The following is a 13,129-nucleotide window of genomic DNA, read 5'->3' as shown; positions in this document are numbered from 1 at the left end:
CAGAGCTGAGCGGCCACTAGCGGGCCGCCCTGTTTGTTTATTGGAGGGCTGGGACGAGAGACCGCCGTCAGCGGCGCGGCAGTGGCACGTACAGCGGATGGGCCATGCGCACCGGGCGCACGTCCAGATGGGCGTTGAGCACCGTGTAGTCCTCCGAGCCCAGGGCGCCGCTGAACCAGCCGTTCAGGTCGGGCGTCTTGTAGAGCCTGAACTCGAAGCCCAGCTGGTTGTGGCTGCCGCGCGGGCCGGGTTCGTAGGCCAGGCCCAGCAGTTCGCGTTCCGGGCTGTCCAGCAGCTGCGCCATGGCGCTGACGATGGCGCCTTCGGCCAGGATGTCGCCAAAGAAGTGGCCGTGCGGCAGATAGGGCTTGTAGTCGCTCGCGCTGGGGTCGATGCGGGCCTCGCGACGCTTGTGCGGCGCTGCCGTGGTCTGGCCGCTCAGCAGATCGTGCTGATCGCCCTGATCCAGGTAGCTCAGGCGTGCGCCGCGGAGGTTGAAGGCGCCGAGCTTGGTGTCGCTGCGGGCCTCGCGCAGATCGACCAGCAAGGCCCCACGCGCGCCGATGATCTCGATCTGCGCGCCCTTGATGACGGCAGCCGAGTTCTCCTCGACGCCCAGTCCGATCTGGTAGCCCAGCGCCTGCATCGCCGGCAGCATGCGGCCGATGCGACCGCGCTTGAGGAAGTGCTGATCGATGAACAGCTCCGGGCCGACAAAGCCCAGACCGCGGTCGTACTCATGGCCCTGGCGCCATTGGCCCTGCAGGATGCGCAGATTGTCCTGCGCGTCGCGGAACATCATCCGGCTCATGATGGCCGCACCGGCACTGGTGCCGGCGACCACGCCGCCGCGCTGGAACACCGCCCAGATCGCCTGCAGCATCGCCGTGGGCTGGCCGCCTGGCTGCAGCGTGTCGACGATCAGCTCCTGCGCGCCGCCGGAGAAGAACACCGCCTGGCTCTGGCGCACCTGCTCGATCAGTGCCGGGTCGTTCAGCTGCGCCTGCAGATCGACGCCGGGCAGGCGCGGCGCCACCGGGATGAAGCTGGCCTGGGCACCGTGCTGGCCGAGCGTGTTGATGATCTGCGTGGCACTGCGTTCGGGATTGCCCGCCGCGGTGGCAAAGACGGCGACACGGGCGCCGGCACCGCCGGCCTCCTGGACGACGCGTTGCCAGACGGCGGCGTTGTCGTGCCGCAGCGCGCCGCCGATGACGATGGCCGTGCCGGCCTGGGCGCTGCCGAGCGCCAGCACGGACATAAGCATGAGGGAGAGGGGGCGTGGGATTCGCATGGCTTCATCTTGGCAGTCCGCCGGCGCCCGAACCAGAGGGTGGCGCCGCTGTCCGGGCTCGGCTGCGCCAGGAACGCAAGTGCATGTCGCTTCTGCGCAAGCCGCAGCGCGGCCGTGCCGTCTGCGCCGCGCCGGCTTGTCGGTTTGCGACAGGCAATTGCCTGCAAGCGACCGCCGCGCCAAAACCCCATAGGCAAGTCATCTGTGCCGGCCCACAGTGATCCCAGCTTCCCCGGCTTCACCTCCTCCATCTCTTCCCCCATCTCTCCCCCTTGAGGTTTCCATGACTCGTGCAAGAACCCCGAACCCGACCCTGCTGGCCCGCGCGATCTGCCTGGCCCTGGCACTGCCCGCGCTGCAGGCGCAGGCGCAGGACGCCGCTTCCAAGCTGGAGCGTGTCGAGATCACCGGCTCCAGCATCAAGCGACTGGCCGGCGAACAGGCGCTGCCGGTGCAGACGATCCAGCGTGACGAGATCGCCAAGGCCGGCGTCACCACGGCCGCCGAGCTGCTGAAGAACATCAGCGCGGCCGCCGCCAATCTGGGCGATGGCGCCTCGATCACCGACAACACCGGCGGCCAGCGCGGCTTCAATGGCGCGAACCTGCGCGGTGTCGGCGTGTCCTCGACGCTGGTGCTGCTGAACGGCCGGCGCCTAGCCAATTTCGCCTCGCCCGGCGATGCGGCGGGTGTCGATCTGAACAGCATTCCGGCCGGCGCGATCCAGCGCGTCGAGGTGCTGAAGGACGGTGCCTCGGCGATCTATGGCACCGATGCGATCGGCGGTGTCATCAACTTCATCACCCGCCAGGACTATCGCGGCATCGACCTCAGCGCCTACGCCTCCGCCACGCAGGAGGGCGGCGCCGGCAAGCGCGCGTTCACGCTCAGCGCGGGTCACGGTGATCTGCAGCGCGATGGCTTCAATGTGTTCGCCACGCTCGATGTGCAGTCGCTCGACGCGCTGCGCTCGACCCAGCGCGAGTTCATCCAGGAACGCCCGCTGGCCGAGACCGTGCCCTTCTATCTGTCGAGCCGGCCCTACCCGGGCAATATCCGTCTGTCCGGCACGGCATCGACGCGCGCCGAGCAGCTGGCTGCGATCAATGCCGCGGGCTATCTGTTCAACGGCAAGCCCTACACGCAGCGCACGCTGAACCTGTTCGCGCCGACCTGCAATGCGCCGGCCTCGGTCTATGCGCCCACACGCACCGGCCTGGAAGCCTGCGGCTATGACTACATGGCCGACACCGAGATCTACCCCAAGTCGGACAAGCTCGCCTTCCTCACCCGCGGCGTGCTGCAGCTGCACCCCGGCCATCAGCTGTTCGGCGAACTGCTGCTGGCGCGCGCCGATACCCGCTATGTGCTCTCGCCCAACCCGACAGGGCTGACGGGCTTGAACTGGGCGTCGGTGAACGCCTTCCTGCCCAAGCCGGTGGACAACGCCCGCAGCATCGAGATCCGCTTCCGCGCCACCGAGCTCGGCAATCGCAGCAACGAGGTGCGCAGCGATGCCAATCGCGTCGTGCTGGGCATGAAGGGCAGCCTGTGGGGCGACTGGGACTACAGCACGGCCCTCAGCCATGCACAGAACAAGGTGGCGGATCGCTATGTCGATGGCTACTTCAAGTTCAACGAGCTGCTCGATGCGGTGCGCGCCGGCAAGATCAATCCTTTCGGTCCCTCGCCGGCGTCCAGCCGCGGCTTGATCGAATCGCTGCGCATCGATGATGTGGCGCGTGCCAGCGAAGGCACGACCACGGGCCTGGACTTCAAGATCAGCGGCAGCCTGGGTCAGCTGGACGGCGGCGAGATCGGTGGGGCATTGGGCGCCGAGCTGCGCCGCGAGACGCAGCGCTTCACGCCCTCGGCCCTGCTGCTGAGCAACAACATCGGCGGCGACCGCGACAGCAGCGGCACCAGCCCGGCGATAGCAGCCACCCACTACAGCCGCAACATCGCCTCGGTCTATGCGGAAGTGAGCGCGCCGCTGAGCAAGCAGCTGGAACTGCAGGCCGCGCTGCGCGCCGACCATTACCAGCAGGTGGGCAGTTCGGTGAACCCCAAGCTGGGTCTGCGCTATCAGCCGAGCCAGGCCCTGGTGCTGCGTGCCTCGGCCGGCACCGGCTTCCGCGCGCCCAGCTTCAGCGAGCTCTACCGCCCGACCACCTACGGCAGCAGCCCGGCCTTCCTGTACGACAAGGTCTATGGCGACTTCGACCAGTACCCGACCGAGAAGATCGCCAACGCGAACCTCAAGCCCGAGAAGAGCCGCCAACTCTCGCTGGGCCTGGCCTTCGAGCCCAACAAGCACAGCCTGGTCAGCCTGGACTACTGGCAGATCCGCAAGACCGATGTCATCAGCGATCTGTCCGGCAAGGTCATCCTGGAGAACACCGACCGCTATGGCGCCTACATCAAGCGTGACGCGGACGACTATCCGACCCTGGTGCTGAAGAAGGAAAACCAGGGTGGGCTCAAGACCGATGGTCTGGACCTCGAAGCCCGCTGGCGCTCCGAGGCCAGCGGCATGGGGCGCATAGCGCTGAACCTCAGCGGCACCTACGTGATGCACTACCAGCGCCAGTTCGGCGCGTCGGAGCCCTATGTCGAGAATGCCGGCCGCTTCCTGCAGGACCAGGTGATCCAGCGCTGGCGCCATCGCATCGCGGCGGATTGGGAGCGCGGCGCGCTGACGCTGACCCTGGCCAACAGCTACTTCTCCGCCTACACCGACGACAGCTACCTGCCCGACACCGAGCCACGCCAGGTCAAGGCCTATTCGCTGTGGGACCTGAGCGCCAGCTACCGCGTCAATGAGCGACTGAGTGTGCGCGGCGGCGTGCAGAACCTGCTCAACACGGCGCCGCCCTATTCCAACCAGTCCTACTACTTCCTCTCGACCTTCGACCCGACCTACACCGACCCGCGTGGTCGCAACTACTTCCTCAGCCTGAACTACCAGCTGCGCTGAGGCGCGTGGCGCGAGGCGGCGCTGCCGCAGTACTGGGCACAGTACTGAGCGCAGATCTGGCCGGCCTCGGCGCCGGCCAGCCACTGCCGCGCCAGTTGCTGCAGCGGCCCGCGGGCCTCGCGCGGCAGCGTGCCGTCGAGCGCATCGCCGGCCACGGCCAGCAGCTGGCTGGCGTAATGCTGGCGGGCATCGGGTGCGCAGTCGAACAGTTCCATCACGGTGCTGGCGAACAGCTGGAACTGCTCGCTGCTCAGTTCGCTGCCCTGGGCGCCCGGCCACACGGCCAGGCACAGGTATTCGAGCGGCCCCAGGCTGCGCGTGGCACGCGGAGCGCTCGCCTGGCCCCAGGCGGCACGGCGCCCACTGGGCAGTCGCCCCTGCTGCAGCGCCAGCGCCAGGCTGCGCGCCACCAGGGCACGGGCAGCGAAGTCGCCGCGTTGGTTGACCTCGATCAGCACGCGCAGAAAGGCCGGGTAGAGCTGTTCTCCCAGGCCCTCACAGACCTGCTCCAGCAGTTCGACCGAGGCGTCCGGCCCCAGGTCGGCACAGCCGCTGATCAAGGCCTGCGCCGCCTCCGGCCAGCGTGGATCGGCGCGCAGCTCAGCGGACAAGCAGGGCGGCCAGCACCTGGCTGGCATGTTCGGCGATGCTCAGGCCGCGCTGTCCCGGCGCCACCTCGGCGTGCAACACCGGGCCCCCCTGCCCCAAGCCCTGCAGCCAGGGCGCTTCATGGGATGAGGTCAGCGACGGGGCCTGCACCGACGCAGCGCCGCGCAGGCTGCCGGATGCAACAGGGGCGAGCGAGGACGGAAGATGGAGGCCGATCATGGGCTTACCCGGCGGTGTGGCTTTGGAGCTTGAAGCTTAGGGCCAGCGCCCTGGCAGGGCGATTGCGGCTGGCCCTAATTCCGGCTTGCTCAGGGCCGCTGCCGGGCCGCACTCTGGCCATCGAATTCGCAGCCGGCACCGCCATAGGGGGCGCAGTTGCCCTCGGTGCTGCTGCTGACCTTGTTCCAGGCCTCGTCGAAGTCCAGCGTCAGGCGGCAGTCTTCGCCGCGTGGCAGCTTGCGATAGGGCTCGATCACCAGCCGACGTTTGCTCATCTGTCCGATGCCGGCGATCGACGCCGAACAAGCGCCCTGTGTCAGCGTGGCGCTGAGCGCCGCGCTTGCTGTCTGTCTATCCAGCCAGATCAGCCGCAGGTCCAGCCCTTCGGACTTGTAGTTGGCCTGGGCGCGCGCGTTGTACTGTGCCTGTGCCGGCGCTGCACACAGCAGGCTCAGCGTTACCAGGCCAAACAGCGTGCGTGCTAGCGCATCAATGCGCCTCAGCGGCACTCCGAGCGTCGGCCGCGTAGGTCTGGCCCGCTCGCATCGCATCGCCCATGCGCTGGTAGGCGGCTTCGACCGTGATGCTTCCATTGCCATAAAGTGAACTGTTATTGCTGATGACCGCTTCGGGTAGCACGGCGTCGACGCGGGCGGCGGGTTCGCTGCGCAGCGCGCGGAGAAAATCAGCACCGTCGCCGGCGCCGAGATTATGCAAGGCGTAGACGTTGGCGACATCATCCCGGCCCCCGAGCTCGCGCCCTGTTTCAATGTTCTGGCGGGTGTGCTCGGCCAGCATGGCGGCCTGCAGTCGTGTGTCGGTGCGCAGCGCGTTGGCCTGCGCGCGGCTGAGATTGCCGGCATTGGCAACACCATGGGCCGCGCCATGCTCGCGCAGCATCTGTTGCCAGGTGCCATCGGTGAACTGACCGAGGCCGTGGGCACTGGACAGCGCCATGGTGCCGTCGAACTGCCGCACCCTGTTGCGCGAAGCGTCGCGAGCAATCGGGCGGGCATTGGTGTTGAAGCCGGACTCGAAGTTGGCGATCATTGCGACGACACCGGCATCGACGCCACTGTCGCGGGCGGCATTGACCAGCTCGCCCCTCACCGCCAGCCAGCGCTGGTCGCGCGCACCGTGCGCGACAAACGCCGTGGCCGGCGCGACAGCCTGCGACGCAGCCGTCGCGGCCGCGGCGCTAGGGCGCGCTGACGGTGTTGCATTTGTGGGCGCCGCTGCACTGTGTGTGGGCCACGGCAGCAGATCGAGCAGCCGCTGCAAAAGGCTGGGCTGTGCAGCGATTTGCGCGCCGGCCCTGAGCCCAGCCTGTGCGGGGTGGGCCAAGTCTGCGGCACCTGCCGGCGCATGTCCTTGAGCATGCCGCTGGCCTGCTGTGGCCGAGGTCGGCGGCAGCCGCAGCCGCTCACCGATCTCGATCCGGTCCGGGTGATGCAGCTGCGGGTTGGCCGCCACCAGCGTGGCCAGACTCAGCCCATGCTCGTGGGCGATATGCGCCAGCGTGTCACCGCGGCGCACCGTGTAGTGGCCGGGCGCGTCGGAGGGGTGGGGCAGGTGCAGCCGGGTGCCCGGGTAGATGACATCCGGGTTGTGCAGCTGCGGATTGGCCGCCAGCAGCGACTTCAGGCTCAGGCCATGCGCGCGGGCGATCTGTTGCAGCGTCTCGCCGGGCTGCACGGTGTGCCCGGGCTCTTGCTCCAGGGGCGCGGCGTTCGGGCCGTTGAGGCTGCGTGCGCCTCGTGTGCCGCTGATGGCTTGCGTCATGCTGAAGACTCCCTCCAAGCGCCGCGCGGGGTGTGCGGCAGATGCAGGGAATCTTCAGGTGGCGGGTCCGGCTCGGGCAATTGCGGCTGGCGCTAGTTCTGCAGGCGGGGTGAATTGCCGGCTAGGGTTGGCCGCAGTGGTGCGCCGGCGACTACCAGCGGATTTCCGCGTCTTCCTGTCGAATCCACCCGAATGCGACGGCAAAGCCCAGCAGGGCCGCCAATACAGCCATCCAACGCCAGTGCTCGTGTGATTCGATCAGCTCGTCGCCGCGGCGGATCTGCGTACACATTTTTATGATGCGGCTGGCACGCACGGTCAGGGCGTCGCCATCGGCGAGCTGCTTGTAGACCAGATAGCCAACGGAGCAGTGCTCGACACTGCCACCGGCGAAATGAAGGGTGTAACTGCGCTCGGCGGGGCTGATGCGCGATGACTCGCTGCTGTGTCGGTCCAGCTGGACGAGCTCTGTGCGTGGGGACAGCAGGGCGTCGAGCAGGAGCACCGCGCTGAGCACCAGCGTCAGGCAGCGAACAAGAAACTTGAGCATGATCCTCCCTCTGCACCAGGCTGGCCGTACAAACCGCGTGCCGCCCGGCGTCGAATGCGCGGGATGCTAACCCAATAGCTGCCGCAGCCAGTCCAACACCCGCGCCGGCCGGGACAGCAGGTCCTGGTTGAGCAGGCTGACCAGGCTGCCCAATTGCAAGAGCAGCACCAGCTGGCCAACGATGGACTTCAGCGACATCGAGAGGCTGAACACATTGAGCTGCGGGGCGAAGCGGTTGGTCAGGCCCAGCACGGCGTCGACCAGGTAGAGCATCAGCAGCGCCGGTGCGGCCAGCATCAAGGCGCTGCGCAGCCAGCGGCCCCCTTCGATCTCGAACAGCGCCGCGCCCGAGGGCAGCCAGTGCCAGGGCTGGCCGACCGGCCAGAGCGCGAAGCTGTCCAGCAGTGTGGCGGCGAAGAGCATGAAGCCGCCCGAGGCCATGAACACCCAGCTCGCCAGCCGCGCCAGGAAGGCACCGGTGAGCGAGGTTTGGTGACCCGAGAGCGGGTCCATCAGCTGGGCCTGCGAGGAGCCGATCTTGTTGTCGATCAGCTGGCCGGCCATCTCGAAGGACCACATCAGGCCGGCATAGCCAAAGCCCAGCGCCAGGCCGATCAGCGCCTCGCCGGCATAGGCCTGCAACCAGGCGGCGGCGCTCAGCGGCAGGCTCAAGGGGCGCTGCAGCAGCAGGGCCAGCAGGGCCAGGGCCAGGAACAGCGCGTTGCGGATGATGGCCGGCAGCAGATCCTGCGTGAACAGCGGCACCAGCAGGAAGGCGACCGCCACCCGCATCGCCAGCAGGCCCAGCAGCAGGGCCGTGTCGCTGGCGTTGCCGATCCAGAACGGCGGCATCAGCGCTGCCTCACCAGACCTGGGAATTCGCTGAACACGCGGTCGCCGAGCCGGTACAGCCCGCCGCCCAGCAGCGAAGCGGTGATGAAGATCGTCAGCACGATGGCGAAGAACTTGGCCACGTACTGCAGGGTCTGCTCCTGCAGCTGCGTGGCCGCCTGCACGAAGGCGATCAGCAGGCCGACGATGGCCGCCACCAGGATGGGCGGGGCGGACAGCAGCAGCACCAGCCACAGGGCCTGCTGCGTCAGTTGGATGACTTCGGCATTCATTGGTAGGTCAGCACCAGGCCATGGGTCAGTTTCACCCAGCCGTCGATCAGCACGAACAGCAGCAGCTTGAAGGGCAGCGAGACGGTGGTGGGCGAGAGCATCTGCATGCCCATGGCCATCAGGATGTTGGCGATCACCAGATCGACGACCAGGAAGGGCAGGAAGATCAGGAAGCCGATCTCGAAGGCGACGCTCAGCTCGCTGACGGTGAAGGCGGGCACGACGATCAGGAAGTCGCGCTCGCTCAGCTCGGACGCCTGCGACGGCGCCAGGCTGCGCTGCGCGGTCTTCAGAAAGAAAGTGCGCTCCAGCGGCCGGCTGTGCTGGAAAAGGAACTCGCGCAGCGGCTCCTTGGCGCGGTCGGCGGCGGCCAGCAGCTGGCTGGTCGAGCCCTTGTCGCTCAGCGCTGCGCTGCCGAGCTGCTGCTGCATCTGCACACCGACCGGATACATCACATAGATGCTCAGGATCAGCGCCAGGCCGTTCATCACGACATTGGGCGGCACCTGCTGCAGGCCCATGGCATTGCGCAGCAGGCTCAGCACGACGACCAGCTTGGTGAACGAGGTCACCATGACGGCGACAAAGGGCGCCAGCGCCAGCACGATCACCGTGATCAGTGCCGAGGCGGGCGTGAAGCTGCTCAGATCCATGGGAGGCTTTTGTCTTGTGAGAGGGTGTGGCCGCTGGCTTCAGCCTTCGATGCGCAGCGCCTCGCCGTGCCCGAAGGGCAGCAGGCGACCGCGGGCGATGCACTGGCGCGCCTCGTCCAGCAGCAGGCATTCGTCGGCGGGCCCGGCCTCGAAGGCCTGCCAGCCGAGCAGCTGTTCCAGCGCCAGCGGCTGGGCCCAGCGCGCCACCAGCTGGCAGGCCTCGGCCTGCGCTGGGGCCTCGGCGCAGGCGCGCAGTTCGTGGCGAAAGCCAGGGTCGAGCAGCAACAGCGCGCCGGGTTCCAGCGCCGCGCGTTCCTGCGCGCTGAGCGCCCAGCGGCCCAGCAGCTGCTCGCCACGGGCCGCGTGCCAGGCCAGGCCGGGCAGCGCCAGCGCCGCTGGCAGCGCGCGCAGCCTCGCCCAGGGCAGATGCAGGCGGGCCTGTAGCGGTGCCTGCATGCCGGTGGCCAGCAGACCGCTGGCCTCGGCCTGGCCGAGCGGGCGCGCCGGCGCTTCAGGCAGCCAGTGCCAGGTCTTGCCATCGGCGAGGCCGGCGGCCTCCAGCGCCTGCAACAGCGGCGCGGCGGCCGCCAGGCGCAACACGGCCTCGGCGGCACAGCAGGCGCCGGGTTCGGTGTCGCTGAGCAGCAGCTCGAGCGCGCCGCCTTCGCTGCAGAAGTGCCAGTGGCTGGCCTGGGGGCGTGCATGCGGGTTCATCGCGGGACTCCGTGAGAGGCTTCAGGCACGGCGGCTGACCATCATGCGCGTCAGCTCGCTGACCGAACGCGCCTTCATCTTGCGCATGCCGCGCGAGCGGTACAGCTCGACGCTCTTGAGCGAGAGCGCGATCTCGTCGGCGATCTGCTTGTTCATCAGGCCCTTGACGACCCAGCTGAGCACCTGGCGCTCGCGCGGCGAGAGCTGGCGTTCGCGGCGCTCGAATTCCTCGCGGCAGCCCTCGGCCTCGGGCACCCAGCCGGTGTCGACCTCGGCATGGCTGAACGCGCGCTCCAGCGCCGCGCTGAGCGCCTCATCGTCAAGCGGTTTTTCCAGCAGCGTCACCGAGCCGCGCTTCTGCATCGCAGCGACGGCCAGCGGCACATCGGCATGGCCGCTCATATAGATCACCGGCAGCGTGACGCCGCGCTGCTGCAGCGCATCGTGCAGGTCCAGGCCGCTGAGTTCGGGCATGCGCACATCGAGCATCAGGCAGCTGGCCTCGGGCAGCGTGGCGCCGACGGCCACGCGCGAGAGCGCCTGCAGCGCCTCGCGCGGATCGCCCCAGTCGCGCACCTCGCAGCCAAAGCCCTCCAGCCAGAAGCGCAGCGAGCTGCGGAAGTCGGGGTTGTCGTCGACGACGTAGATCTGTTGGCGTTTGTCGCTCATGGCAGGCTTTCCTTCTCGGTGCGCCCGACGGCATGGGCGCTGCTATCGGTGGCGCGTTCATCGAGCAGCGGCAGGCTGATATGGAAGCAGCAGCCGCCGCTGTCGCGCCGGCTGAACCACAGCCGGCCCTGGTGCATCTCGATCAGCGAGCGGCAGATCGACAGGCCCAGGCCCATGCCATTGGGCTTGGTCGAGCTGAAGGGCAGGAACAGGCGCGCCTCGGTCTGCGGCGTGATGCCCGGGCCGTTGTCGGCCACGCTGAGTTCGGCGCGGCGTCCGGCCAGCTTCAGCTCCAGCTCGATCAAGGGGGCGGGCGGCCGGTCCAGGCGCAGCGCATCGAGCGCATTGCGCAGCAGGTTGACCAGCACCTGCTGCAGCATCACCGGGTCGGCCTGCACCAGCGCGCCCGCGTCACCCAGGCGCAGCTGCACGGCCACGCCCTCGCGCTGCAGGTCCCAGTCCAGCAGGGCCAGGCTGTCGCGGGCCAGCGGCTTCAGGTCGACACGGCACAGCTTGGGCTGGCGCGATTGCGTGTAGTCGCGCACCCGGGCGATCACCTGGCTGGCGTAGCTGACCTGCTGCACCGCCTTGTCCAGCGCGAGCAGCTCCTCGCTGGCCGCGCCGAGCTTGCGTGCCAGGCGCAGCTTCAGCCCGCGCAGCAGATTGACGGTCGCGCCGATCGGCTGATTCAGCTCATGGGCCAGCACCGAGCCCATCTCGCTGACGGTCAGCGAGCGCGAGGTGAACAGCAGGCCTTCGCGGTCGTCGAGCTGGCGCTGCAGCTGCTGCAGGCGCTGGCGTTCATCGATCAGGCGCAGCAGGCGCCGGCCGTCCGACAGCAGCGCCGTCTCGGCCTGGAATTCACCGCTTTCACCGCAGCGCAGACGCTGGCCCGGCTCGGCAGCGAGCACCGCGGCCAGGCCCTCCAGTCCGGCGACCCAGCGCGAGGCCAGCTGCCCCGGCTGGCCGGGCAGCAGGGCCAGCATCGCGCCATTGAGCGCCAGCAGGAAGTCACCATCGAGCAGGGCCAGCGCCTGGCCCAGTTCGCCCATGGCCTGCAGCAGCGCGTCGTGGCGCAGATCGAGTCGTCCGTTCATCACATCAAGCTCCAGGCCACAGGCGGGTCGTGCAAAGCAGCCAGGTCAGCGGCCCCTGGCGCAGCAGCGCGAGCAGGCTGGGCGCCGCTGCGGCCTGCACCAGCACCGAGCGCCAGCGCGCCAGCTGCGCCGCCTGGCCATGCAGGCGCAGCTCGCAGCTGACGCGTCCCGGGTCCAGCGGGGCTTCGGCGCCGGCCAGCTCACGCAGCGGCTGCGGGCGTCCCTGCGGGTCCAGCCCCAGGCGCAGCGCCCACCAGTGTTCATTCGGCATCGGCCGGCTCAGATGCCATTGCGCCGACCAGCGCCGCCAGTGCCAGGTCTTGCCTGGCTGCAGCGCGAGCAGGCCGCTGGGGCAGGCCAGCAGCGCCGGCCGGCCAGCGTGCCAGCTGCGCAGCAGGGCGCGCAGCGCTGCGGCGGACTGCGGCGCCTGCGCGGCGCGGCGCAGGCCTTGCAAGAGGGCGGGCAACCAGGCAGGTAGCGGCTCGGTGGGATCGCCATCGCCGCCCTCGTCAAAGGCGGGTGAAGTCGCGCCGTCGGGCTGCGCGCTGAGCGCAGCGCTGTCCGCGGCGTCCGCAGCGTCCTTCGCCTCATCGTCCTGGGCCAGCAGACGTTCGAGCTCGGGCCAGGGCCAGGCCGGCACGCGCGATTCGGCCGGTGCATGCAAGGGGCGCAGCAGCACCGGCAGCCCGGGCAGCAAGGCCAGGCGCGCCTCGGTGGCCGTGCCCTCGGTCGGGGCGGCCAGCGGTTCCTGTGCCGGCGTGGCGGCTTCGGTCGAGGCGGACATGGCCGGCACGGCGGGGCTGCCCTGCACCTCCGGCGTCGCACCGGACGCTGTGGCCAGCGCCGCCTCGCTCTGCTGCAGCGCCTGAGCCCAGGCGGCCCAAGGGTCTTGCAGGCTGATGGCCTGGATCGGATTCATCGCGTGCGCTCCCGGGCTTCGACGCGCGGCAGCGCGTCGTCCTCATCCGCGGCCTCGCTGCGGCGCTCGGCCAGGCGGTGGCCGGCCTCGCGCAGGCGGCGCTCCAGCGCGGGCAGCTGCTGGCGCCAGGGGCTGGCCTCGGCGCTGTGCAGGCTCAGGCGCAGCGGGGCGCCGGGCTCCCGGCGCTCCAGCAGCAGGTGTTCGCCGGGGCCCATCTGCGGCAGCTCCAGCTGCCAGCGGCCTTGCAGCGCCTGTGTCATGGCGTCGGGGGCCTGGCCTGCGGCCGGCAGATGCGAGGCTTGCAGCAGGGCCTTGCGCTGACGCTGCACACCCAGGGGCTCGTCCTGCAGCGGCTGGCTGCGTGTGGCCGTGGCGTCGCTGGCGCCACTGCGGCCATCGAAGGGCGGGGGCGGCAACTGGACGATCCAGCGTGGGCCGTCCTGCGTGGCGTCCCGTGCGGTGTCCATTGCGGCATCCTGTGCCGTCTCCTGTGCGGCCGCGCTCGGCGGATGAGGCGCGGGC

The 13,129-nt window shown here is 69.3% G+C and carries 15 protein-coding genes; 1 reads left to right on the top strand and 14 read right to left on the bottom strand.

Annotated elements, in window-relative coordinates; genetic code table 11:
- Positions 1-67: 67 nt before the first annotated feature.
- Positions 68-1,267 (bottom strand): cyanophycinase, encoded by a 1,200-nt coding sequence (locus RQP53_RS16915; RefSeq protein WP_315651850.1) that lies wholly within the window; start codon positions 1,265-1,267, stop codon positions 68-70.
- 310 nt (positions 1,268-1,577) lie between these two features.
- Between RQP53_RS16915 and RQP53_RS16910 the strand changes: the two genes are divergently transcribed.
- Positions 1,578-4,271, top strand: coding sequence for a TonB-dependent receptor (locus RQP53_RS16910; RefSeq protein WP_315651849.1), 2,694 nt, complete (start codon positions 1,578-1,580; stop codon positions 4,269-4,271).
- On the opposite strand, the gene RQP53_RS16905 is transcribed toward RQP53_RS16910, so the two are convergent.
- The 13 genes from RQP53_RS16905 to RQP53_RS16845 all read right to left on the bottom strand — a co-directional run bounded on the left by RQP53_RS16905 (position 4,256) and on the right by RQP53_RS16845 (position 13,074).
- Entirely contained in the window at positions 4,256-4,882 is a 627-nt protein-coding gene (locus tag RQP53_RS16905; RefSeq protein ID WP_315651848.1) for a hypothetical protein, read from the bottom strand. The two genes, RQP53_RS16910 and RQP53_RS16905, sit on opposite strands and share 16 nt — an antisense overlap.
- Positions 4,872-5,099: a hypothetical protein gene (locus RQP53_RS16900; protein ID WP_315651847.1), complete on the bottom strand. Its 228-nt coding sequence runs from the start codon at positions 5,097-5,099 to the stop codon at positions 4,872-4,874. The genes RQP53_RS16905 and RQP53_RS16900 overlap by 11 nt, the downstream gene beginning before the upstream one ends.
- A gap of 89 nt (positions 5,100-5,188) precedes the next feature.
- Positions 5,189-5,608 carry a hypothetical protein gene (locus RQP53_RS16895; RefSeq protein ID WP_315651846.1) on the bottom strand — a complete coding sequence of 140 codons (420 nt, stop codon included), beginning with the start codon at positions 5,606-5,608 and terminating at the stop codon, positions 5,189-5,191.
- On the bottom strand, positions 5,589-6,881 hold the full coding sequence (locus tag RQP53_RS16890; RefSeq protein WP_315651845.1) for a LysM peptidoglycan-binding domain-containing protein: 1,293 nt from the start codon (positions 6,879-6,881) through the stop codon (positions 5,589-5,591). The genes RQP53_RS16895 and RQP53_RS16890 overlap by 20 nt, the downstream gene beginning before the upstream one ends.
- Positions 6,882-7,032: 151 nt before the next feature.
- Positions 7,033-7,431 carry a hypothetical protein gene (locus RQP53_RS16885; RefSeq protein ID WP_315651844.1) on the bottom strand — a complete coding sequence of 133 codons (399 nt, stop codon included), beginning with the start codon at positions 7,429-7,431 and terminating at the stop codon, positions 7,033-7,035.
- 66 nt (positions 7,432-7,497) lie between these two features.
- On the bottom strand, positions 7,498-8,283 hold the full coding sequence (sctT, locus tag RQP53_RS16880) for a type III secretion system export apparatus subunit SctT (protein WP_315651843.1): 786 nt from the start codon (positions 8,281-8,283) through the stop codon (positions 7,498-7,500).
- On the bottom strand, positions 8,283-8,555 hold the full coding sequence (sctS, locus tag RQP53_RS16875; protein ID WP_315651842.1) for a type III secretion system export apparatus subunit SctS: 273 nt from the start codon (positions 8,553-8,555) through the stop codon (positions 8,283-8,285). Before sctS ends, sctT begins: the two co-directional genes overlap by 1 nt.
- Positions 8,552-9,208, bottom strand: coding sequence for a type III secretion system export apparatus subunit SctR (sctR, locus tag RQP53_RS16870; protein WP_315651841.1), 657 nt, complete (start codon positions 9,206-9,208; stop codon positions 8,552-8,554). The genes sctS and sctR overlap by 4 nt, the downstream gene beginning before the upstream one ends.
- Before the next feature lie 39 nt (positions 9,209-9,247).
- Positions 9,248-9,922 carry a hypothetical protein gene (locus tag RQP53_RS16865; RefSeq protein WP_315651840.1) on the bottom strand — a complete coding sequence of 225 codons (675 nt, stop codon included), beginning with the start codon at positions 9,920-9,922 and terminating at the stop codon, positions 9,248-9,250.
- A 21-nt stretch (positions 9,923-9,943) separates the two neighbouring features.
- Positions 9,944-10,591, bottom strand: coding sequence for a response regulator transcription factor (locus RQP53_RS16860; RefSeq protein WP_315651839.1), 648 nt, complete (start codon positions 10,589-10,591; stop codon positions 9,944-9,946).
- A complete protein-coding gene (locus RQP53_RS16855) occupies positions 10,588-11,688 on the bottom strand; it encodes a sensor histidine kinase (protein ID WP_315651838.1) in 1,101 nt (366 codons plus the stop codon). The genes RQP53_RS16860 and RQP53_RS16855 overlap by 4 nt, the downstream gene beginning before the upstream one ends.
- Positions 11,689-11,692: 4 nt before the next feature.
- A complete protein-coding gene (locus RQP53_RS16850) occupies positions 11,693-12,607 on the bottom strand; it encodes a hypothetical protein (RefSeq protein ID WP_315651837.1) in 915 nt (304 codons plus the stop codon).
- Positions 12,604-13,074: a hypothetical protein gene (locus RQP53_RS16845; protein WP_315651836.1), complete on the bottom strand. Its 471-nt coding sequence runs from the start codon at positions 13,072-13,074 to the stop codon at positions 12,604-12,606. The genes RQP53_RS16850 and RQP53_RS16845 overlap by 4 nt, the downstream gene beginning before the upstream one ends.
- Positions 13,075-13,129 lie beyond the last annotated feature (55 nt).

The organism is Roseateles aquae (assembly GCF_032337115.1).
Classification (GTDB): Bacteria; Pseudomonadota; Gammaproteobacteria; order Burkholderiales; family Burkholderiaceae_C; genus Roseateles_C; species Roseateles_C aquae.
Note: the sequence above shows the minus strand (reverse complement) of the source record. Positions and strands in the feature narration are given on the sequence as shown.

Coding starts and splice junctions, on each gene's coding strand:
- RQP53_RS16915 (WP_315651850.1), bottom strand. CDS start 1,267: ATGCTTATGTCCGTGCTGGCGCTCGGCAGCGCCCAGGCCGGCACGGCC.
- RQP53_RS16910 (WP_315651849.1), top strand. CDS start 1,578: ATGACTCGTGCAAGAACCCCGAACCCGACCCTGCTGGCCCGCGCGATC.
- RQP53_RS16900 (WP_315651847.1), bottom strand. CDS start 5,099: ATGATCGGCCTCCATCTTCCGTCCTCGCTCGCCCCTGTTGCATCCGGC.
- RQP53_RS16890 (WP_315651845.1), bottom strand. CDS start 6,881: ATGACGCAAGCCATCAGCGGCACACGAGGCGCACGCAGCCTCAACGGC.
- RQP53_RS16885 (WP_315651844.1), bottom strand. CDS start 7,431: ATGCTCAAGTTTCTTGTTCGCTGCCTGACGCTGGTGCTCAGCGCGGTG.
- sctT (WP_315651843.1), bottom strand. CDS start 8,283: ATGCCGCCGTTCTGGATCGGCAACGCCAGCGACACGGCCCTGCTGCTG.
- sctS (WP_315651842.1), bottom strand. CDS start 8,555: ATGAATGCCGAAGTCATCCAACTGACGCAGCAGGCCCTGTGGCTGGTG.
- sctR (WP_315651841.1), bottom strand. CDS start 9,208: ATGGATCTGAGCAGCTTCACGCCCGCCTCGGCACTGATCACGGTGATC.
- RQP53_RS16865 (WP_315651840.1), bottom strand. CDS start 9,922: ATGAACCCGCATGCACGCCCCCAGGCCAGCCACTGGCACTTCTGCAGC.
- RQP53_RS16860 (WP_315651839.1), bottom strand. CDS start 10,591: ATGAGCGACAAACGCCAACAGATCTACGTCGTCGACGACAACCCCGAC.
- RQP53_RS16855 (WP_315651838.1), bottom strand. CDS start 11,688: ATGAACGGACGACTCGATCTGCGCCACGACGCGCTGCTGCAGGCCATG.
- RQP53_RS16850 (WP_315651837.1), bottom strand. CDS start 12,607: ATGAATCCGATCCAGGCCATCAGCCTGCAAGACCCTTGGGCCGCCTGG.
- RQP53_RS16845 (WP_315651836.1), bottom strand. CDS start 13,074: ATGGACACCGCACGGGACGCCACGCAGGACGGCCCACGCTGGATCGTC.